The organism is Flavobacterium plurextorum (assembly GCF_024638035.1).
In the GTDB taxonomy this organism is placed as follows: domain Bacteria; phylum Bacteroidota; class Bacteroidia; order Flavobacteriales; family Flavobacteriaceae; genus Flavobacterium; species Flavobacterium plurextorum.
Genome location: NZ_CP100442.1, coordinates 3,767,433 through 3,789,450 on the forward strand (window position 1 = coordinate 3,767,433; position 22,018 = coordinate 3,789,450).

General features: G+C 32.4%; 21 protein-coding genes. 12 read left to right on the forward strand and 9 right to left on the reverse strand.

Going from position 1 to position 22,018, the window contains the following annotated elements; translation table 11 throughout:
* Positions 1–78 precede the first annotated feature (78 nt).
* Positions 79–2,187 carry a DNA helicase RecQ gene (recQ, locus tag NLG42_RS16710; protein WP_257681617.1) on the forward strand — a complete coding sequence of 703 codons (2,109 nt, stop codon included), beginning with the start codon at positions 79–81 and terminating at the stop codon, positions 2,185–2,187.
* Between the two features lie 212 nt (positions 2,188–2,399).
* On the opposite strand, the gene NLG42_RS16715 is transcribed toward recQ, so the two are convergent.
* The 4 genes from NLG42_RS16715 to NLG42_RS16730 all read right to left on the reverse strand — a co-directional run bounded on the left by NLG42_RS16715 (position 2,400) and on the right by NLG42_RS16730 (position 7,336).
* On the reverse strand, positions 2,400–2,915 hold the full coding sequence (locus NLG42_RS16715; RefSeq protein WP_257681618.1) for a DinB family protein: 516 nt from the start codon (positions 2,913–2,915) through the stop codon (positions 2,400–2,402).
* A gap of 30 nt (positions 2,916–2,945) precedes the next feature.
* A complete protein-coding gene (locus tag NLG42_RS16720; RefSeq protein ID WP_257681619.1) occupies positions 2,946–5,531 on the reverse strand; it encodes a phosphoenolpyruvate carboxylase in 2,586 nt (861 codons plus the stop codon).
* A 93-nt stretch (positions 5,532–5,624) separates the two neighbouring features.
* On the reverse strand, positions 5,625–6,104 hold the full coding sequence (locus NLG42_RS16725) for an Lrp/AsnC family transcriptional regulator (protein WP_007805990.1): 480 nt from the start codon (positions 6,102–6,104) through the stop codon (positions 5,625–5,627).
* A gap of 77 nt (positions 6,105–6,181) precedes the next feature.
* Positions 6,182–7,336: a M14 family metallopeptidase gene (locus NLG42_RS16730; protein WP_257681620.1), complete on the reverse strand. Its 1,155-nt coding sequence runs from the start codon at positions 7,334–7,336 to the stop codon at positions 6,182–6,184.
* A gap of 312 nt (positions 7,337–7,648) precedes the next feature.
* On the opposite strand from NLG42_RS16730, the gene NLG42_RS16735 reads away from it, so the two are divergent.
* A complete protein-coding gene (locus NLG42_RS16735) occupies positions 7,649–8,122 on the forward strand; it encodes a helix-turn-helix domain-containing protein (protein WP_257681621.1) in 474 nt (157 codons plus the stop codon).
* 84 nt (positions 8,123–8,206) lie between these two features.
* Here NLG42_RS16735 and NLG42_RS16740 read toward each other — a convergent pair whose 3' ends face one another.
* Positions 8,207–8,758, reverse strand: coding sequence for a 1-acyl-sn-glycerol-3-phosphate acyltransferase (locus NLG42_RS16740; protein WP_257681622.1), 552 nt, complete (start codon positions 8,756–8,758; stop codon positions 8,207–8,209).
* Between the two features lie 66 nt (positions 8,759–8,824).
* Between NLG42_RS16740 and NLG42_RS16745 the strand changes: the two genes are divergently transcribed.
* From NLG42_RS16745 to NLG42_RS16770, 6 genes are all read left to right on the forward strand, one after another.
* Positions 8,825–9,490, forward strand: a complete 666-nt coding sequence (locus tag NLG42_RS16745; RefSeq protein ID WP_257681623.1) for a spermidine synthase — start codon at positions 8,825–8,827, stop codon at positions 9,488–9,490.
* Between the two features lie 11 nt (positions 9,491–9,501).
* Positions 9,502–10,179 (forward strand): peptidoglycan DD-metalloendopeptidase family protein, encoded by a 678-nt coding sequence (locus tag NLG42_RS16750; RefSeq protein WP_257681624.1) that lies wholly within the window; start codon positions 9,502–9,504, stop codon positions 10,177–10,179.
* 6 nt (positions 10,180–10,185) lie between these two features.
* Entirely contained in the window at positions 10,186–10,662 is a 477-nt protein-coding gene (locus NLG42_RS16755; RefSeq protein ID WP_099719588.1) for a hypothetical protein, read from the forward strand.
* Positions 10,663–10,683: 21 nt separating this feature from the next.
* On the forward strand, positions 10,684–11,196 hold the full coding sequence (locus NLG42_RS16760) for a hypothetical protein (protein ID WP_257681625.1): 513 nt from the start codon (positions 10,684–10,686) through the stop codon (positions 11,194–11,196).
* A 53-nt stretch (positions 11,197–11,249) separates the two neighbouring features.
* Entirely contained in the window at positions 11,250–11,720 is a 471-nt protein-coding gene (locus NLG42_RS16765) for a nuclear transport factor 2 family protein (protein ID WP_099718290.1), read from the forward strand.
* 129 nt (positions 11,721–11,849) lie between these two features.
* Positions 11,850–13,592 (forward strand): APC family permease, encoded by a 1,743-nt coding sequence (locus tag NLG42_RS16770; protein ID WP_257681626.1) that lies wholly within the window; start codon positions 11,850–11,852, stop codon positions 13,590–13,592.
* A gap of 112 nt (positions 13,593–13,704) precedes the next feature.
* Here the strand turns inward: NLG42_RS16770 and NLG42_RS16775 are convergent, their stop codons facing one another.
* Complete coding sequence (locus tag NLG42_RS16775) at positions 13,705–15,192, reverse strand: aminotransferase class V-fold PLP-dependent enzyme (RefSeq protein WP_089057800.1); 1,488 nt, start codon at positions 15,190–15,192, stop codon at positions 13,705–13,707.
* A gap of 183 nt (positions 15,193–15,375) precedes the next feature.
* On the opposite strand from NLG42_RS16775, the gene msrA reads away from it, so the two are divergent.
* Together msrA and NLG42_RS16785 are read left to right on the forward strand one after the other, a co-directional pair.
* Positions 15,376–15,909, forward strand: coding sequence for a peptide-methionine (S)-S-oxide reductase MsrA (gene msrA, locus NLG42_RS16780; protein ID WP_257681627.1), 534 nt, complete (start codon positions 15,376–15,378; stop codon positions 15,907–15,909).
* Between the two features lie 68 nt (positions 15,910–15,977).
* The gene (locus NLG42_RS16785; RefSeq protein WP_257681628.1) at positions 15,978–17,546 is read left to right on the forward strand and encodes a protein adenylyltransferase SelO; all 1,569 of its coding nucleotides are present in this window, start codon (positions 15,978–15,980) and stop codon (positions 17,544–17,546) included.
* A gap of 151 nt (positions 17,547–17,697) precedes the next feature.
* Here the strand turns inward: NLG42_RS16785 and NLG42_RS16790 are convergent, their stop codons facing one another.
* Both NLG42_RS16790 and NLG42_RS16795 read right to left on the reverse strand, forming a co-directional pair.
* Positions 17,698–18,666 (reverse strand): YpdA family putative bacillithiol disulfide reductase, encoded by a 969-nt coding sequence (locus tag NLG42_RS16790; RefSeq protein ID WP_257681629.1) that lies wholly within the window; start codon positions 18,664–18,666, stop codon positions 17,698–17,700.
* A gap of 3 nt (positions 18,667–18,669) precedes the next feature.
* Entirely contained in the window at positions 18,670–19,146 is a 477-nt protein-coding gene (locus tag NLG42_RS16795; RefSeq protein WP_089057796.1) for a CYTH domain-containing protein, read from the reverse strand.
* 194 nt (positions 19,147–19,340) lie between these two features.
* Here NLG42_RS16795 and NLG42_RS16800 point away from each other — a divergent pair, with 194 nt between their 5' ends.
* Both NLG42_RS16800 and NLG42_RS16805 read left to right on the forward strand, forming a co-directional pair.
* A complete protein-coding gene (locus tag NLG42_RS16800; protein ID WP_257681630.1) occupies positions 19,341–20,252 on the forward strand; it encodes an OmpA family protein in 912 nt (303 codons plus the stop codon).
* Between the two features lie 19 nt (positions 20,253–20,271).
* Positions 20,272–20,823 carry a hypothetical protein gene (locus NLG42_RS16805; protein ID WP_089057794.1) on the forward strand — a complete coding sequence of 184 codons (552 nt, stop codon included), beginning with the start codon at positions 20,272–20,274 and terminating at the stop codon, positions 20,821–20,823.
* A gap of 86 nt (positions 20,824–20,909) precedes the next feature.
* Here the strand turns inward: NLG42_RS16805 and NLG42_RS16810 are convergent, their stop codons facing one another.
* Complete coding sequence (locus tag NLG42_RS16810) at positions 20,910–21,947, reverse strand: o-succinylbenzoate synthase (RefSeq protein WP_257681631.1); 1,038 nt, start codon at positions 21,945–21,947, stop codon at positions 20,910–20,912.
* Positions 21,948–22,018 lie beyond the last annotated feature (71 nt).

A 22,018-nucleotide genomic window follows, 5' to 3' on the forward strand; every position in this document is an offset into this window, starting at 1 on the left:
TTACAACAGTTTAAAAAGATAAGAAAATTACTATATTTATTGTTTTGAAATATTCTCAAAACATAAATTATCTACCCTATGACATCAGAATTACTACACGCCAAATTAAAAGAGAATTTTGGTTTCGAAAAATTCAGACCAAACCAAGAAACTATTATTAATACAGTACTTTCTGGTCAGGATACATTGGCTATTATGCCAACTGGCGGCGGAAAGTCAATTTGTTTTCAATTGCCGGCTTTAGTTTTGCCAGGAATTACAATTGTGATTTCGCCATTGATCGCCTTAATGAAAGATCAAGTTGACAGTTTGAAAACCAACGGAATTTCGGCATGTTATATCAACAGCAGTCAATCAAGTGAAGAGCAGCAATTTTATATAGACAACCTAAGATCCAATACTTTTAAGCTGGTTTATATTGCGCCAGAAAGTTTATCTTACTTAGATTCAGTTTTCAATGAATTGACAATAAGTCTAATAGCGATTGATGAAGCGCACTGTATTTCTTCTTGGGGTCATGACTTTCGTCCTGCATATACTAATTTGGGTTATTTAAAAAGCCGCTTCCCTTCTACTCCAGTTTTAGCATTAACAGCAACAGCAGATAAAGCAACTCGTACCGATATTACAAAACAGCTTAATCTTAAAAATCCAAAAACATTTGTAGCTTCTTTTGATAGAAAAAATTTAAGTTTAGAAGTACGTCCAGCTTTGGATCGTGTTAAACAAATTATTGATTTTGTCGAAAGAAAACCAAATGAATCTGGAATAATTTATTGCTTAAGCCGAAAAACTACTGAAGAACTGGCAGAAAAACTTCAGAAAAACGGAATTACAGCGAAAGCGTATCATGCTGGTTTGGATAATAAGCTTCGTGCAAAAACACAAGATGAATTTATAAATGATGATTGTTCGGTGGTTTGTGCAACAATTGCTTTCGGGATGGGAATCGATAAATCGAATGTCCGCTGGGTAATTCATTATAATCTTCCAAAAAATATAGAAGGTTATTATCAGGAAATTGGTCGCGCCGGTCGTGACGGACTTCCAGCTGAAACTGTTCTCTTTGAAAGTTATGCAGATGTAATACAACTTCAGAAATTTGCATCTGATGGATTAAATTCTGATGTACAGCTTGCAAAGTTAGAAAGAATGAAGCAATATGCAGATGCTGTAAGCTGCAGACGAAAAATTCTTCTTTCGTATTTTGGAGAATTAGTAACCGAAAATTGCGGTAATTGTGATATATGCAAAAATCCTCCAACATTTTTTGACGGAACGGTTTTAGCTCAAAAAGCACTGTCAGCTATTACTCGTTTGCAAGAAGCAGAATCTTTGGCAGTAATTGTTGATTTTTTAAGAGGCTCGAAAAATGCGTATATCTACGAAAAAAATTATCAAACGCTAAAAACGTACGGAATTGGCGCTGACATTTCGTGGTACGATTGGAATCAATATTTAATTCAGTTAATTAATCTTGGTTATTGTGAAATTGCCTTTCATCAGCACAATAAAATTTTATTGACTTCTTTTGCGAAGAAAGTTTTGTTCGAAGGTGAAAAAGTAAAATTAACAACAGTTGTCAAAAAAGTAATCGATAAAAATGAAATTAAAGAAGCAAAAGCAAAACCAGTAAAAAATTCTCTTTTTGAAACACTTCGAAAATTGCGTTACGAAATTGCACAAGAAGAAGAAGTTCCTGCTTATGTAATTTTTAGTGACGCTGCTTTAAGACAAATGGAAATTTTAAGACCAATGACTGATGATGATTTTCTCGCTGTTGATGGTGTTGGAAAAGTTAAGCTTGAAAAATACGGCTCAGAGTTTATAAACGCCATTATTGAGTTTCATAAAAATAAATCGGTAAAGAAAGAAAAAAAAGAAAGTACCTATGCTAAAACTTTAGAGCTTTTTTTAAGCGGACTTTCCGTTGAAGAAATTGCTGAACGAAGAAGCGTAAGTAAAACAACAATAGTTTCGCATTTGGCAAAACTCTATGTAGATGGGCAAGATTTCGATTTAAGTCAATTTGTTTCTGGAGATGAAATTACAGCAATTGAAAAAGCTCAAATTGAATTAGAAAAGCCAAGTGCTTTAAAATCATACTTTGATTATTTTGAAGAAAAAATGTCTTATGACAAAATAAGATTTGGTTTGGCTTTTATTGAGAAAAAACAATCCGTGTAATTTAGTAAAAGACTTTTTTTGTCATTTCGATCCCGAAGCCTCGGGAGAGAAATCTTAGCGAGAAGATCGACAAAGATTGGATTTTATTTGAGTAGCTGTTTGTGGAGATTTCTCCTTCGTCAAAATGACAAACTGTGGTTAGAAATTTCAATTAAACAAAAAATCCTGTGAAATACTTCACAGGATTTTTTGTTTAAAATTATTTCAAGCTTTTACAAATATCTTTCTTCAAAAACTTTTTGATGATGTTTTTGATGTCCAATTATTACAAAACCTAAAGCACGAACAGAAATCTGATTGTTTGAAGCTGTTCCAATATTTTTAAGCTGTTCTTCAGATAAACTTTTGTAAAACAACAATGTTGAATGTCTCAATGCAGACAATTCTGTCAATAAATCTTGAATACTTCTGTTGTTTGAATTTGCGTTATCAGCGTAATCATTTTCTTCAAAACTCGATAAAGGTGTTTTATCATTTCTTGAAAACCTCAAAGCGCGATATGCAAAAACACGTTCAGAATCTATAATGTGCTGAATAATATCTTTGATTGTCCACTTGCCTTCTGCATATCGGTAATCAAATTTATCGAGCGGAATATTTTGAACAAATCTTATAAATTCATGTAATGAAATCTCTAATTCCTCTATTAATTTTCCGTCACCAGCTTGTTTGATATACGTGCCAAAATGCCCTGAATATTCATTTTCTACTAATTGATTGCTGTACATTTTTATAAAAATTAAAGGTCTAAATTTAATTTATGCTGAATTTCTGCTTGCGTTTGTATTTCCGAAAAGTGATCTAGTTACAATTTTTTCGTAAACTTTAATCAACTCTTCATTTTTAGCAGTATCCTTATTTAATTCATTAATTCTTAATAAAGCATATTGTTGTATTGTCAACAAAGGCAACACGATACGTTCTCTTATTTGAATCGATGCTATACCATCAGGATAATTTTCCATAAGGGTTTTATGACCGGCAATTTTCAATAACATACGTTTTGTTTCTGAAAATTCGTCGTAAATAATCTGCCAAAATTCACCAAATTCCGGATCATTTCTCATGTAAGCTGTTAATGGTAAAAATGATTTTGCCAACGACATCATACTATTTTCTAACAGCGTTTTGAAGAATAAAGAATTATGATACAAATCACTTACTTTATCCCATTGGTTAGTATCTTCAAAATGTTTTAAAGCAGTACCAACTCCAAAAAATCCAGGTACATTTTGTTTTAGCTGACTCCAAGAACCTACAAATGGAATTGCTCTAAGATCAGCAAAATCTAATGATTCTGATTTACTTCTTTTTGAAGGACGACTTCCGATATTTGTTTTTGAGTAATATTTCAAAGTACTCATCTTTTCTAAATACGGTATAAACTTTGGATGATTTTTAAAGTTTAAATATTTCTCATATCCTAAATCAGCTAATTGAGTTAAAACTTGAGTTTCTTCAGTAGTAAGTTCGTTCTTTTCTTTACTAAATACTTGATTTGTAACACCAGCACTTAATAAGTTTTCGATATTATAACGACAAGAATCTAAAGTTCCAAAATTAGAACTAATGGTTTGACCTTGAACCGTAATTTGAATTTCGTTGTTTTCAATTTTAGGACCTAAAGAAGCATAAAACTTATGCGTTTTTCCACCACCACGAGCTGGAGGCCCACCGCGGCCATCAAAGAAAATAGCTTTAATTCCGTATTTTCTAGAAATTTCAGTAAGTGAGATTTTAGCTTGATAAATACTCCAGTTCGCCATTAAATATCCGCCGTCTTTTGTTCCGTCAGAGAAACCAAGCATTATAGTCTGCTTATTTCCTCTAGCTTGTAAGTGCTTAGAATATTCTGGATTAGTATACAACTGCTCCATAATCGAATGTGCATTTTGTAAATCATCAACTGACTCAAAAAGCGGAATAATATCTACTGTAGGATCTTCCCAATTATTCAAACGAATCATTGCAAAAGTTTCCATTACATTTAATGCACTTTCATTGTTGCTGATAATATAACGATTAGCTCCCTCTTCACCATTATTTTCTTGAATCGTTTTTATTGCCTGCACAGATTCTAAAGTCGATCTTGTAATTTCATCTTCGAAATTACTTGGGTTTAAATCTCCTTTTACCTTAGATAAGATACTAATTTTTTCGTTTTCCGTTAATTCAAAATAATTTTTTGGAAATACATTTGAATCAGAGTTTAGGTAAAAATTGACAACATCTTTGAAAACGACGTTATGAATTTTACTGTTCTGACGAATATCTAATGTTGCAAAATGGAATCCGAATAAATTGATTTTTACTAAAAGAGCTTCCAATTCATCTAGATATAATGATTGATGTTTCTCAATGATTATACTTCTAATTTTGTTTAACTGGCTTAATAGTTCTTCTAACGTAATATAAATTTCGCCTTTTGAGTAAAAAACAGAACGATAAAGTTTATGTTCAAGTTCAGATACTAAAGTATCTACACCTGAGAATGTTAACTTACGTTTAAGGTTTCTCATTTCGACATAATAACACTTTAAAATAGAAGTACGCAAACGTTCTGCTACTTTAAGGGTTATTTCGGTAGTTACAAAAGGATTTCCATCTCTGTCTCCGCCCGGCCAAAATCCTAATTTGATTAATTGATTTTGAATTGCGTTTCCGTTAAGTATATTTTTTTGAAGATAATGTACAATTTCTCCAGATGTAGCGTAGAATACATTTTCAAGATACCAAATCAAACTTACGGCTTCGTCGTAAGGATTTGGTTTTTCATTTTGAATAAAAGGAGTTTTACCAAGTTGAGCCAGTAATTGCTTTATCTGTAATAAATCATTCTGACGAATTGCTTCGGTTAAATCGTTGATAATTCCTAGAACTGGTCCTGGGTAAAATTGAGTTGGATGCGCTGTTAAAACGGTTCTTACATTGAAATCTTCTAGAAACTGAATTAATTCGTCGTCTTTCTCCTTAGCATCTGATTTTTCTTTGATATCTCTCAAAGAACCTCTTCCTTCCATATTGTTTACTTCTGGAAAAGCAGCATCTTCAATTGCATCAAACAATACAATTTGACGCTCTATATATTGAATAAATCGAAACATTAAGTCGATTTTTTCAGTCTCAGAAGCGTTGTTTAGGAATTTATTTGAAAAGAAATCAAAGATTTCTTTTGGTGTTTCTTGTTTTTTAAAACCTGTTTCGCATGTTTCTGTAAATAATGGCAGTAAAACACCTGTATTATCTATAGAATCAAAAGGTAATGTTATAAAAACACTGTTGTAAATGTGATATTTAGAAAGAACATCTCGATTAAAGCGTTCAATTTTTGGCAACGTGTACATAATTGTGTTGTAGTTGGTTGGTTAATTAGTCATAAAAAAACCCCAAGAATAAACTTGAGGTTATATTTTTAATATAGCATTCAAGAGGAATTCTTACATATTTTTAAAAATAGTATGCATCAAACGCTTCTTGTCGTTAATACTTTCTTCTAATGAAATCATTGTTTCAGTTCTGTAAACACCTTCGATGTCATCAATCATGAAAATAACTTCTTTTGCATGTTTTGTATCTTTTGCTCTAATTTTACAAAAGATATTAAATTTTCCTGTCGTTACAGATGCAACTGTTACGAACGGAATTTGGTTGATTCGCTCTAATACAAATTTAGTTTGAGATGTATTATTAAGAAATACCCCAACGTAAGCAATAAATGAATACCCTAATTTATCGTAATCTAAGGCTAATGAAGATCCCATGATTATTCCTGCATCCTCCATTTTTTTTACTCTAACATGTACTGTACCAGCAGATATCAATAATTTTTTTGCAATGTCAGTAAACGGAACTCTCGTATTGTCTATTAACATATCTAAAATCTGGTGATCTACTTCATCTAAACGAAATTTACTCATAATTCTTTAATTAATATTACTAATTGCTATTACAAAGTATAAAAATATATATAAAAAACAACAAATTCACATAAAAATTAACTTTTTATCAACCCGTTAACAAATTTAATATTTTTATTTAAATAAAAATCTGCTTTTTGATTCAATTTCGGAAAACCACTATAGTCATCAGAATAAACAGCACCATTTCCATCATATTCGTAATGTCCAAAATAATTTTCCAAATCGCCTGCTTCAACTATGTAGGCATTAAAATGAATCTTATTTTCAATCAATTCTTCTTTGTATTGTGCGACAAAATTCGTAATAATTTCGATACCATCATAATTTATTTTGATGTTTTTATACATAAAATCATAAAAAACAGGTTTATTTTGTGAAATATTCAAATAATCATTAATTCTGTTGTAAACTAAATCGTTTTCGCTAAGCAGTTTAAAACTTTGAATAAGTGAGAAAAATATGAACTTTCTCGTGATCTCACGCTCATAATCTCCCGCAAAATGTCCTGCCTCAAATAAAATAGTCGGCACTCCTAAAAACTGAAAAGTATCACCAATACAATTTATATTAAACGAATCATCAAATCGGCCTATTTGACCCGGAATGTGTTTTTGTAATTCATCATTGATGCCGGCAATTAGGTTAATTGCTTTTAATCTATTATCGTTTATTTCGCGCTCTTCATTATAAGAAGGTGCTAAAAAAGAGACTGTTGCAGGTTTTCCTGTATCGGCTACACCAAAGATAGTACGCTGATCGTGCAGGTTAAAGCAATAATGTGGTTTGAAAGCTTCAAAAACTTCTCGTAAAACGTTACTTTCTGGCTGTGTTAGATTTTGTGAGTCTCTATTTAGATCTACTTTATTGGCGTTTTCACGTGTATAGAGACGCGCTCCGTCAGGATTTAGAATTGGAATACTATAGAATGTGAAAGTATCAAGCAATTTTGCAGCAAACTCAGATTTGCTGTTTAGGACATTTATAAAATCAAAAAGTGCTTTGGTCGTTGTGCTTTCGTTGCCGTGCATTTGTGACCATAAGTAAATACGAGTTTCTCCTGTTCCTATTTCATAACTATATATAGGTTCTCCTAAAACAGATTTGCCAATAATTTTAACTTGATTATCGGTGTTTAGTTTGTTTAAAATTGGCTTGATATGATCTAGTGTCAGGTAACGTCCTGAAATAGATTCTTCTTTATTTTGGTTAAATAATTCTTCTAAATTCATTGTCTTTCGATTAGTTTACAAAAGTAAACATCTTTATTTTTACAATTGTAAATTCATAAAAAGAAATAAAATTCAGAATTGTAAACAGATATTTCAAAGCTTTATAGTCTTTTAAAGTTGAATATTGGATTAAAAATTACAAAAGTTAATTTTCGATATAAAAATACTTATTTTCAACAAGTTATATTGCCTTGTTTAAAGTGTTAATACTGACTTAAAGTTGTTTATTTAGGTATTTACAGTTGTAAAATTGCTAAATTAAATCAATTTAATTACATTTGTAAACAAGTTAATTTTAAACTGCAATTTACAATGGTAAACATAGATGATTTTGTAAAACGACTGGAGAGTATACTGGATTATTATGGTTTGAATGCTTCTTCTTTTGCAGATAAAATTGGTGTACAGCGATCAAGTATGTCTCACCTGCTCTCTGGAAGAAACAAACCAAGTTTGGATTTTGTAATGAAAATTTTGGACGTTTTTCCTGATGTAGATTTATACTGGATTTTAAATGGAAAGGGAAATTTTCCAAAATCAGATCATGAAAGCACAATTTCGAAAGCAGATAATTTTGGAGAAAACAGAAATATAAACTCCCCTTCTCCATCAAATGATAATTTTTCGGGTGAAGATTTATTTTCTCAAATTGAATATGAAACTGAAAATCCTCAGACAAAAAAAATAGAGTTAAAGAAAAACTCTAATTTAGCTGTTGAGGAAGATGAAATAGAAAAAATAGTCTTTTTCTATAAAAACGGTACTTTTAAAGTGTACACACCTTAATTTGAAATTTTCGCATATTTGAAAAATTTCAAAATTATTTTTGATTTAAGCGATTCTCACGCAATTAAAAAAAATATTGAAAATTTAGATTTGAATTCCGTTTTCAGGAATTTTACCTAGAACACCTTTATAGTGTTGTTTTAAAATTTCGAGATCAGCTTCATAATTTCCTGTTGGAAAAAAAGCTTTCCCTAGATTAACTATTTTCTTTCCCCAATCAAAAGCGACTGGAACAATTGGAACATTTGCTTTAAGAGCGATGTAATAAAAACCGCTTCTAATTTCGGTAACGCCTTTTCGGGTTCCTTCTGGAGCTACAGCCAAGCGAAAGATCTCTTTACGGTCAAAAATCGCAGCAATAGAATCTACTTTATTCAATCCGCCTGTGCGATCAATAGGTTCTCCGCCAACGTTTTTGAAGTAATATCCGAAAGGAAATCTAAATAATTCCTTCTTTCCTACCCAATTCATTTGTAAACCAGAGATTCCTCGGGTAAAAAGCCCAATATAAAAATCGTGATTACTAGTATGAGGCATAACCATCAATATACATTTTTTTACTTCGGCGTTCTCCAACCCTGTTATTTTCCAGCCCATTAGCTTGCAAAAGATAAAATTGTATAATTGTTTCTTCATTAAAATTTAATTTTTGCTACAAAATAAAAGATTTAAAATGGTATTTTTGAGTAAAACCATTATAAAATGATTCAAAAACTGTTCAGTTATCTTATACCTATAAATATATTCAAAAAAAAGTCAGCAAGAAGTAAAATAATCGAAGTTACTTGGACAAATGGAGAATTGGTAATCGATTCTGAAAACACAAATTATTCTTATGGAAGTTTACAGCGAATACTAAGGTACGGTCTTAGAAATATTGGATATGATAAAGTTTTAAAAATGGATCATATTCTAGTTCTTGGAGTTGCCGGCGGAAGCGTAATCAAAACTCTTGTTGACGAAATAGAATACAAAGGAAAAATTACAGGTGTCGAAATCGATTCAGACATGATTCAGATTGCAAATGAATATTTTAATCTCAATAAAATTAAGCAGCTTGAAATTGTAATAGATGATGCGTTTGAGTTTGTTTTGAAAACAAAAGACAAGTATGATTTAATTATAATCGATATTTTTGAAGATACAAATATGCCTAACTTCTTGTTTGAAAAGTTCTTCAGTGAAAGAGTCTGTTTCCTATTGAAAAACGAAGGCTTTATTTTGTTTAACACAATGATTCTTGACGAAGCGCATAACATTCGCAATAGAAAATACAAAGCGGAAATAAACGCTGAGTTGTTTACTGCAAAAATGCTGCCTCGTATAGAAGTGCATAATGAAATAATAATAATTGAGAAATTGTCCTAAATCTAATATTCATGAAGTCCCTTATTTCTATTTTAAAATCCTTGCCGCCTGCTAAAGTAATTGATGATGCTATTGATTATTCCAAATATCTTCCGCTTGATTTATCGTCAACGAATATCGAATTGGTAGAAAGTAAACCAGAAAGTGCAGCTGATTTTGAACGTTTTATTACTGATTATTTGAAAGCTAATAATTCTGAAGTAGCTTATGGCGGATATATTGAAGGGCGCTCTTTGTACAAACGCAGTTCGATTTTTAGAAATGATTCAATTCCGGAACGAAATATTCATATTGGACTGGATTTATGGACAAAAGAGGGAACTGCGGTTTTAGCACCTCTTGATGGAAAGGTTCACAGTTTTAAAAACAATGCTGGTTTAGGTGATTATGGTCCGACTATTATTTTAGAGCATGAAATTGAAAGTGAAATATTTTATACTTTATACGGACATTTATCGTTAGAAAGTATAGAAAACCTTACTGTTGGGGCTGTTTTTATAAAAGGCGAACAAATTGCATCTTTGGGAAATTCATTTATTAACGGAGATTATGCTCCTCATGTCCACTTTCAAATTATAAGAAATTTGGGAAATTACTGGGGCGATTATCCAGGAGTCTGCAATACAAATGATTTGAATTTTTATATTGAAAACTGCCCTGACCCTAACTTATTATTAAAAATTACTTAAATGATTATGAAGAAAGCAGGATTGATTATATGTTTGTTATTATTAATTGGATGTAAAACGAAAACGATAAGTCGAGATACAGAAGATTTAAAGATAAAAAAAGTTCCAAGTGCCGAGATTAATTCTCAACAACAAAGAAAAGCTTATGAATTAGGTAAAAGGGTATTAGAAACTTGTAATACATCAAAATTCAAGCCTTTTAATGAAACCGAAGTAACGCAGTCTGTGAGAGAAAACACAACTGAAGAACGACTAACTAAAACTTGTACAAGATTTAGACAGTATTACGGAAGTTTTATCGACTTGAAATTAGATGGTGTTTATAAAACTAAGCAAGAAGTAATTTACCGTTATCGTGCTTTGTATACTAAAAAGGTTGCAAACAAAGAACTTCGTGTATTTGTGAACAATGAAAATTTAGTTTCAGCAATAAAGTCAATGGATTGGGATGAGAAGTTTGACTCAAAATTAACCGAACAATAAAATAAAATTATGAATTTAAAAATGCCCCTATTTTTATTACTGTTATTCTCAACTATTGTAAACGCTCAGCAAACTATGAGCATTAAAGGTGCTTCTCCTCTTTCCGCAACAAAAACGTATACGTTTATCTGCGAGAAATATGCTTTTACAGGTGAAGCAGATATTCAAGTTGCGAAAACGGATAAAGGCGGCGTTTTAAAAATTACAATTACACCTTCAAATGATAAAGCACGAATTTCGGGCGGTTTATATGTAGATTTGGCAAATGCCGATGTTATTGCTTGTGTCGATAAAAACGTTAAAGAAACTACAGACGGAAAAATATCATCCTATTATTATTTTACTCCATCAGAATTTGCAAAATTGAAAAAAAACGATATTTATGCTGTTCGTTTTATTATAACCGGAGGTTCTAATGCCTTTGGTAACGAAAATGGGTATTTTACTGCGCATAACAAAATGAACTATTTTTCAACAGCTTATGATAAATCTAAGAAGAGTTATGATACAGCAAAAGAAATAAGTGCCTTATAAATATAAAATTTATTAGAATAAATCTTATATTTATAATCTAATAACAATTTAATATGACTCCTAACGAAGCAGTAATAACAAAGTTCTATACCGCATTTGCTAATTCAGATGCTAAAACGATGTCAGAATGCTATCATCCAAAAGTACATTTTATAGATCCCGCATTTGGTTTATTGAAAGATGAGCAAGTATCAAAAATGTGGAAAATGTTACTGCTAAAAAGCAAAGGAAACATCAAAATTGAATTTTCAGATGTAAATGCTGATGATTTTTCAGGTTCTGCAAAATGGATTGCAACTTACAATTTTAGCAAAACAAATCGTAAGGTAGTCAATAAAATTAGTGCAGAATTTGTATTTCAAGATGGTTTGATTATTAAACATGTTGACGATTTTGATGTTTGGAAATGGTCAAAACAAGCTTTCGGACTTACTGGTTACTTACTTGGATGGACTGGTTTTTTTCAGAAAAAAATTCAGCAGCAAGCTTTACTGTCGCTGAATAAATTTGAGGAATCCAAATAATTTTACTAACTTAATTTTTTCTTTTGTACCAAAACTGATGTAGTTCTCTGCATTTATACGCCTCTTGCAAAAGTCTAATACTTTGCCCTTCATTATTTTTTAAGTCAATTGTTTTCAATTCAATTAAAAATGAAAGAAATTATACACAAGAGATTAAATCAATTACAAGCTACGGCAATATGTGGAAACGATATTAGTTCTTCCTGCTTGTATGTATCAGCATTAACCATTTTATACGCAGGACAATACGCATGGATTTCATTGCTGATTGTGGCGGTAGTTTTATATCTATTTAGAAAGATTTATGGCGAAGTTGTTGGTGCAATTCCTTTAAATGGCGGCGCTTACAATGTATTACTAAATACATCTACCAAAAAGCTCGCATCGCTGGCTGCCACCCTTACTGTTCTTTCCTATATGGCAACTGCTGTAATTTCAGCTTCAGAAGGAATGCACTACTTACACGGAATCTTTGATGGTGTTAATGTTACAATTGCTACTGTTGTAGTTTTAATTCTTTTTACTTTTCTCGCCATTTTAGGAATTGGAGAATCTGCTTTTGTGGCAGTAATTATATTCGTAACCCATTTAACAACTTTAAGTTTACTCGTTTTAGCTTCACTTTTATATATCGCCATGAACGGTTTAGATGTTTTTCATCTTAATTGGCAGGCTCCTATTGCATTTGGAAATTTAAAAACGGCTCTATTTTTAGGCTTTTCGGCCGCAATGCTCGGAATTTCAGGATTTGAAAGTTCTGCTAACTTTGTTGAAGAGCAGGAAGCTGGAGTATTTCCTAAAACACTCCGCAATATGTGGGCGATTGTCAGCTTTTTCAATCCTGTTATTGCAATTCTAATTATTGGAGTAATTCCGTTAGCGCAAGTTGGTGAAAATAAAGAATCGCTATTGGCTTTTTTAGGGCAAACAACTGGTGGTTCTTGGCTTGCATGGCTGATTTCTATTGACGCAGTTTTAGTACTTTGTGGAGCAGTCTTGACTTCATTTGTTGGTGTTTCTGGACTTTTAAACCGAATGACTTTAGATCGAATTCTACCGAATTATTTTTTAAAACAGAATAAAAGAGGATCACATTATCGTATTGCAATAAGTTTTTTAATTCTTTGTATATCAGTTCTTTTTGCTACAAACGGACATTTAGAATCTCTTGCAGGAGTTTATACATTCTCATTTTTGGCTGTAATGGCGTTATTTGGAATAGGAAATCTGCTTCTTAAATTTAAACGCAGTAAACTTCCAAGACCTATGCGGGCACGTGGTATAGCTGTTGTGACCGCGATAATTTTTGTTATTATTGCTTTTATAGGTAATATGGAGCTCAACATCAACGCATTCTATACTTTTTTGAAATACATGGTTCCGTCATTATTGTTTATCGGAATAATGCTGAATCGAGTTATACTTATTAAACTTTTAATTGAAGCTTTAGAATATTTTTATCAGCCATTACGAAAAATGGTGATTTTGAGTAATCGATATTTACAAAAAATGAGTGTCCAAATCAATTCTCAAGAGTTTGTGTTTTTTACCAAAGGTGATGATATTGCAATATTAAATAAAGTCTTGCAATATGTTCAAGGCAATGAAACGACCAAAAAGCTAAAAATCGTTCATGTTAAAAGTGATTCTGTAAACAATGAAGCTTTAATAAAAGATCTTGAAGTTCTAGATCGTGCTTATGATGATATTGATATCGAATATCTTGAAATTCAGGGCGTTTTTGGTCCAGAAATTATAGACGAATTATCTCAAAAATGGAAAATTCCTAAGAATTTCATGTTTATTGGTTCGCCTGGAAATAAGTTTTCTTATAGAGTTTCTGATCTTGGCGGCGTACGTTTGATTATGTAGTTCTGCAAATAGTTTAAATAAGAAACCCGATAGATTTTTAAAGTCTATCGGGTTTTTAATATCTCAAAGTTCTTCGTACTAAAATTTAAAGAAACTTGCAGTAAATTAATTCTTAAGATTTAAACCAGCCTTCTACCAATTCATCTTCAAAAGAAGTTGCATTTTTATGAACAAACTCGTTTGTATCTTTATTATAAGAATAGTCTAAAGCCCATTCTTTATGGTTTTTAGCTAACTCTTTAATACTTTCACAAACAAAAGCAATTTCTTCATCAGTCGTAGTTGGGTGAATTGACATTCTAATCCATCCTGGTTTTTTAATTAAATCTCCAATTGTAATTTCGTTTACCAGCTTATTTGAAGTTTCCTGATCAACATGCAGTAAAAAATGCCCGTAAGTTCCTGCACAGCTGCATCCTCCTCTAGTTTGGATTCCAAATCGATCATTTAATATTTTTACACCTAAATTAAAATGAAGATTTTCAATAAAAAAGGAAACAACGCCTAATCTATTTTTATGCTGTCCTGCTAAAATCTTTATATTATCAACAGGCTCTAATTGACTGAAAACAAAATCAACAATTTCATGTTCGCGTTGTAAAATGTTTTCAATTCCCATTTCTTCCTTCAACTCAATTGCTAAAGCTGTTTTAATAACCTGAAGAAATCCTGGAGTTCCACCATCTTCGCGATCCTCGATATTATCAATATATTTATGTTCTCCCCAAGGATTTGTCCAGCTCACAGTTCCACCGCCCGGACAATCGGGAATCATATTGTTGTATAATTTTTTATTAAAAATAAGAACACCAGAAGTACCAGGTCCTCCTAGGAATTTATGCGGAGAAAAGAAAATAGCATCTAAATAAGCTTCTTCATCTGCCGGATGCATATCAATTTCTACATAAGGGCCTGAACACGCAAAATCGACAAAACAAACACCGTTGTACTGGTGCATTAATTTGGCAGCTTCATGAAAAGGTGTTTTTAAACCTGTAACATTCGAGCACGAAGTAATCGATGCGATCTTTATTGTTCTATCGCTGTATTTTTGTAGCAACAGTTCTAAATTATCCAAACTAAAAAGTCCTTTTTCGCAAGACGGAATAATTTCGACGTCAGCAATAGTTTCTAACCAAGAAGTTTGATTAGAATGATGCTCCATATGCGAAATAAAAACAATAGGTTTTTTCTCGGCAGGAACAGTCGTAAAGCTTTTTAGATTCTCAGGAATTTTTAAACCTAAAATACGCTGAAACTTATTAATAACTCCCGTCATACCGGTTCCGTCAGTAATTAAAACATCATCGTTATTAGCGTTTGTATGACGTTTAATTATATTTCTTGCGTGATGGTAAGCTTTAGTCATCGCCGTACCAGACACAGTTGTTTCAGTATGTGTATTGGCAACAAAAGGGCCAAATTGATTTAAAAGTTTTTCTTCAATTGGTCTGTAAAGCCTTCCGCTGGCAGTCCAATCTGTATAAACAATATTTTTTTTGCCAAAAGGTGACATAAATTCCTGATCTATGCCAACGATATGCTGTCTAAAGTCTTGAAAATAGGTTTCTAGACTGATGGTATTATTTTTGGTATTCATTATTTGTGCCTGTGTTTGACTGCAAATATATTGCTTTTTTATAGAATTGAGAATTTATCAATTATAAACTTCAAATAGTGAGTAAACTTTTAATATCTTTAGTTAAAAAGCTATTTTTTAGATAAATTATCATAATATTCTATCGGATTAATAGGGCATGTAAACTTTAAACTATTTACATTTATGGAAAATTTATCAACAGCCACTTTTGGTGGTGGATGTTTTTGGTGTGTAGAAGCTGTAATTCAGCGTTTAAAAGGAGTTGAAACAATAAAATCGGGATATTCAGATGGTTTTATAAAAAATCCTGCATATCGTGAAGTATGTACAGGACGAACTGGTCATGCAGAAGTGATTCAGGTAACTTTTAATCCTGACATAATTTCATATCATGATTTGATAACTGTGTTTATGACAAGTCATGATCCAACAACCTTAAATCGCCAAGGCGGTGACAGCGGTACACAATATCGTTCGATTGTTTTATATCACAATGACGAACAAAAAGAAATTGCTGAGAAAGTTTTTCAAGAAGTACAATCTGTTTATGTAGATCCAATTGTAACAGAATTAAAACCTTTTGAAGTGTTTTATGAGGCCGAAGATTATCATCAAAACTATTATAACAACAATCAAGAAGCTGGTTATTGCCAGTTTGTAATCGATCCGAAAGTTCAAAAACTTAAAAAAATGTATGCAGATAAATTAATTGGCTGATATTTTTTTGACCACAATTTACAGACTAGAAAAATCATTAAAAGTTGTGGCGAACCTATAAAACTCAAATGAAAAATTTAAAAATAAATAATCGATTTACTGCGGAATTGCCTGCAGATCCTGAGGCTACAAATGAAGTGCGTCAGGTTAAGAATACTGTATTCTCGTATGTAGATCCTACAAAAACATCGGATCCAAAATTAATTCATGCTTCTGAAGAAGTTGCAGAATTGGTTGGTATCTCAAAAGACGAAATTCATTCTGAAACCTTTTTGAATGTTTTTTCAGGAAAAGAAATTCTTCCAGGAACGCGTCCGTTTGCAATGAGTTATGCTGGACATCAGTTTGGAAATTGGGCAGGACAATTAGGTGACGGCCGTGCTATTAATTTAACAGAAGTTGAAAACAACGGTAAGTCTTTTATGCTTCAGTTAAAAGGAGCAGGAAAAACACCTTATTCTAGAACCGCTGATGGTTTGGCGGTTTTGCGTTCTTCTATTAGGGAGTATTTATGCGCCGAAGCGATGCATTATCTAGGCGTGCCAACTACTCGATCACTTTCTTTAATGCTTTCTGGTGATCAAGTGTTGAGAGATGTTTTGTATAATGGAAATCCAGCTTACGAAAAAGGCGCAATTGTTTGTCGCGTTGCTCCTTCTTTTATACGTTTTGGGAGTTTTGAAATGCTTACAGCCAGAAATGAGCTTAAAAACTTAAAACAGTTTATTGAGTACAATATCAAATATTACTTTCCTGAAATTACCGGCGAGCCAAAAGAACAGTATTTAGCATTCTTTAAAAAAGTGGCTGATTCGACTCGTGAAATGATTTTGCATTGGCAGCGTGTGGGTTTTGTGCATGGCGTAATGAATACAGATAATATGTCGATTCATGGAATTACGATCGATTATGGTCCATATGGCTGGTTAGAAAACTACGATCCAAACTGGACGCCAAATACTACAGACAGTCAATATAGAAGATACAGATTTGGAAATCAACCTCAAATTGCACAGTGGAATTTGTACCAATTGGCTAATGCGATTTATCCTTTAATAAATGAAACAGAGCAATTAGAAAAAATCTTAGAATCATTTATGGATGATTTTATTAAAGATTATAAATCTATGTTTTTAAGTAAATTAGGTTTATTTACTTTAAGTGAAACTGATAATGATTTAATTGATGAATTAGAAGCTGATTTACAATTAACAGAAACTGATATGACTATCTTTTTTAGAAATTTAAGTGCTGTTGAAAAATCTGATTCCGTTGAAAAAGCAATTGAAAAAATTGAATTTTCATTTTATAAAATAGAAGAAGTTTCAGGAGAAATTCTAGAAGCTTGGAAAAAATGGTTTTCACAATATCTAGAAAGATTAAAAGCTGAAAATTTATCAGATCAGGAACGTTCTCAAAAAATGAACTCCATTAATCCCAAGTATGTGCTTCGCAATTATATGGCGCAATTAGCAATCGATGCAGCAGACAAAGATGATTATTCGTTGGTAAATGAGTTTTATACGCTTTTGCAGAAACCTTACGACGAGCAGCCTGATTATCAAAAATGGTTTGCAAAACGACCAGATTGGGCAAGATCAAAAGTTGGTTGTTCAATGCTTTCTTGCAGCTCTTAAGTTTTATTTAGTTTGCCACGACCCGAGCGATAGCGAACAGGCGAAGTAATTTCACGAATTTATTTTCGAACTGTCACATCGAGCGAAGTCAAGATGCTAACGCGTTCCCGACTTCGTTCGATGTAATAAAAATCTAATTCGTGGCAAACCTTTATTTAGTACTAATATAATCCATAATCATAGTAGCATGGATTCTTGAGTTCTCGATAAACCATTTGTGTGTCTGCATTCCGCCGCAGACAACACCAGCCAGGAATAAACCTTTTACATTTGTTTCCATTGTTTCGTCGTTGTAAACAGGAATCTTTAATTCATCATTCGAAAGTTCAATGCCCATTTTTTCTAGAAAAGTTAAATCTGGTTTATAGCCTGTTAAAGCCAGAACAAAATCATTTTCGATCGTAACTTTTCCGTTTGGCGTCTCAATTTCAACTTCGTTATCTTTTATTTTAGTAATGTTAGATTCAAAATAAGCCTTAATACTGCCTTCAGCAATTCGGTTTTCAATATCAGGTTTTACCCAATATTTTACTCTATTATTTATCTCGTTTTTACGAATAACCATTGTAACATCAGCGCCTTTTCGCCAGCATTCTAAAGCGGCATCGACAGATGAATTATTGGCACCAACGACTAAAACTTTGCGAAAAGCATATTCGTGCGCTTCTTTGTAATAATGACGTACTTTAGACAATTCCTCTCCTATTACATTCATTTGAATTGGAATATCATAAAAGCCAGTAGCAATAATCACATTCTTTGCTTTGTATAATTTTTTATCTGTAGAAACTATAAAAGTAGAATTTTCGATTTTCTTGACTTCGGTAACTCTCTCAAATAAATTGATATTGAATTTAAAATAGCGATGAATATTTCGATAGTATTCTAAAGCTTCTTGCCTGCCAGGCTTTGGAGCAAGACAATTAAACGGAATGTCGCCAATTTCTAGTCTTTCGGCAGTAGAGAAAAAGGTCATGTACAGCGGATAATTGAAGATACTGTTTACAATAGCGCCTTTTTCTATAATTAAATATTCTAAATTGTTCTTTTGAGCTTCAATTGCACAGGCAAGTCCAATTGGTCCGCCTCCAACAATAATTACATCATATTGATCCGTCATAAATTATTCTTTTTCCCAGCTTTTAAAAGGGTTTTTACTCAAATAAGCATTGTAATATCTTTTGTCATTTGTAACTTCTTCACCTAACCATTCTGGTTTTTCAAAAGTTTCTGTTTCAGATTTTAACTCAACTTCGGCCATAACTAAACCTTCATTTTCGCCATAAAATTCATCAACTTCAAAAATATGATTTCCAAGTTTTACCTCGTAACGTGTTTTTTCTATTTTGCCTTTTTCGCATAATTTTAAAAGTTCTATCGCTTCGTCGATCGGAATTTCATTCTCCCATTCAAAACGCGACATACCGCCCTGCTGTCCAATTCCTTTAATCGTCAAAAAGGCTTTTTCGCCTTTAATTCTAACTCTAACAGTTCTTTCTGGAATAGAGCTTAAATAGCCTTGGGCAATTTTATTATGAGTAAAAGCTTGTTCTTTAAAATCATTTGATTTCACAAGAAACTTTCTTTCTATTTCGAGCATTTTGTTTTTAAATTAAATTTACTCAAAGTTACTTAATTAAATTAAGTTTGAGAATTTGCATTTTAGAAAAGCTCTTTTATTTGTTTGGCAATTAAATTTTGAAAAAAGTGGAAAATGCAACCATGTTGATTGATTGTTAGTAGGTTACGTGTTTGTATTTTTCCTAAATTTGATAAAACCTTAACTTCATTACTATGTCTAAAAAAGCACTTTATCTATTGGGCATTGCAATAACAATCATTTTGGGGACTTTTTTATACCTGAAATTCTGTTGCAATTGTTGTACGAAAACAGCTGACGTTACTACTGAAACAGTAAGCGTTGTTGTGGCTCAGGACACTAATTTTGTTCCTTTTGTTTTAAACGGGTCTGGAATTGATTATCGCACACACGGCAATCTTAAATTCCTTAAAAACAATGCTGCAGTGATCATGCCTGTTCATGATTCGGTAGCTATAGGAATTGAAAATCTAAAAGGGTTTTTAGTTAAAAATCCACAGCAAAAAATTACGATTACCGGTTACGCCACATCTGATGAAAAGAACACGACAACTTTTGAGAATCTTGGTTTAGCAAGAGCAAATGAAGTTAAGAATTATTTTGTGTCTAAAGGATTAACGGCTTCTCAGTTTGATACAAAAGGCAAAATTATCGATCAGTGGAAAATGAGTTCTGATACGCTTCTTGGTCCTGTTGAGTATAATTTTGAGAGTGCTGATACCGCAACGGTGTCGACTGATGAATGGGTTATCTTAAAGGACAAAATTAATGGTGATGCATTAGTTCTTCATTTCAGCACTAATAAATCTCGCGAAGATTTGAGTGCTGCAGAGAAGCAAAAAGTTGCAGATATTGCCAAATACATGGATCATGTTAAAGAAGCCGTTGTATTGGTTGTTGGGCACAGCGACAATGTAGGAAATCGTGATTCGAATATTGTACTTGGACAAAAACGAGCTGATTTCTCTAAAAACTATTTGGTTAAAAAAGGTATTGAGACTTCCCGAATTGAAACACAATCAAAAGGACCAGATGAACCAATTGGAGAAAATACTACTGCAGAAGGTAAAGCAAATAATAGAAGAACTGTAATTACAATTAAATAACTAATTAAAATATACGATTATGAATATACCATGTATCTTAATACCGATTTTAGTGGGGTTAATCTGTGGAATTTTAGGTTACTTACTAGGAAAAATGAATTCTAAAGGAGATGATTCTCTTGCTGTATCTCTACAAGCTGATTTGGATGCCTGCAAAGCAAATACGAAAAGCTTAAATGCTAAAATTGCTGCATTAGAAACAGATTTGGCTGCAAAAGTAAAAAACTCTTCGTCTACAGCGCAGTCATTTGTGTCTCCAGCCGCAGTAATTGCATTTGATGCAGCTCTTGCTGCCACAGTTTTTGGTAAAAAAATAAAAGAGAATGATCTGAAAGTTGTGGAAGGAATAGGACCTAAAATTGAAGCATTATATCATGCGGCGGGAATATCAACTTGGCATCAATTATCAGAAACATCTACAGAAAAATCACAATCTATTCTAGATGCCGGCGGAGAAAATTACGCGATTCATAATCCAAGTACTTGGGCCAAACAAGCTTTATTGGCATATCAAGGAAAATGGCAGGAACTGAAAGACTGGCAGGATAATTTACGTGGAGGAAAAGAGTAAAAAAAAGTTGTAAAGATTCAGAGTTGCAAAGGTTCAAAGGTGCAAAGTAAAAACCTCTGAGCCTTTGCAACTCTGAACCTTTAAACCTAAAAACTGGCTTCTTGCCAGTTTTTTTCTGTATTATACCATAACTGTCCTTGTTTTACTTCAAGCGGACAATCAAAATTGTTGGTGTAAAGTGCTCCAGTTCCTAATCCTTGCGGCATTTTTGAGTTTAAAAGAAAAGTCCATTGGGCAATTGCATTTAAACCAATATTACTTTCTAATGCCGAAGTAATCCACCAGCCAATATTATATTTTTCGGCTAAAGTGATCCATTCTTGAGTTCCTCTAAAACCACCAACAAAACTTGGTTTTAAAATGATGTATTGCGGTTTAATTTTTTGCAGTAATTCTTCTTTTTCTTGTAATGAAAATACACCTATCAATTCTTCATCCAAAGCAATTGGAAAAGGTGTTACATTACATAAATCTGCCATTGCGGTAATGTTTCCTTTTTTTATAGGTTGTTCAATGCTATGAAGCTGAAATGTATTAAGTTGATTAAGTTTATCTAAAGCTTCATTTAAGGCAAAAGCACCATTTGCATCGACTCTAATTTCGATTTGTTCTGCTGAAAAATGGCTTCTGATAAACTCAAGTAATTCTAGTTCTTTTTGAAAATCAATAGCACCGATTTTAAGTTTGATACAATTAAAACCATCTGCTAATTTCTCCTCAATTTGTTGTTTCATAAACGAAGCTTCACCCATCCAAACTAAGCCATTTATAGGTGTTGATTCAGAATGCGACGTAAAGTTTGAAGGAAAAAGTAAATACGGATTTTCACTTTTTAATGATAAAAAAGCCATTTCGACACCAAACTGTATCGAAGGAAACTCTAATAAAGCTTCCCAAAGAGTGGTTTCACCCAAATGAATATTTTCACATGTCCATTTAAGTTTTTCCTCATAATCATCACGATCATCAGCGCTTAAACCTCGAAGAATACCACATTCTCCTATTCCTTTTCTGCCATTATCCTCCAGAACAATAAACCAGGTTTCTTTTTCGGTCATAATGCCGCGAGATGTCCCAGATGGGCGTTTAAACTCGAGCATATATTTATGGTAAGTCGCTTTCATTTTTTTTAAACATATAAAATATAAAAGATCATTAAAAAAAGACCAGGCTCAGTTAGTAAACTTAAATACTC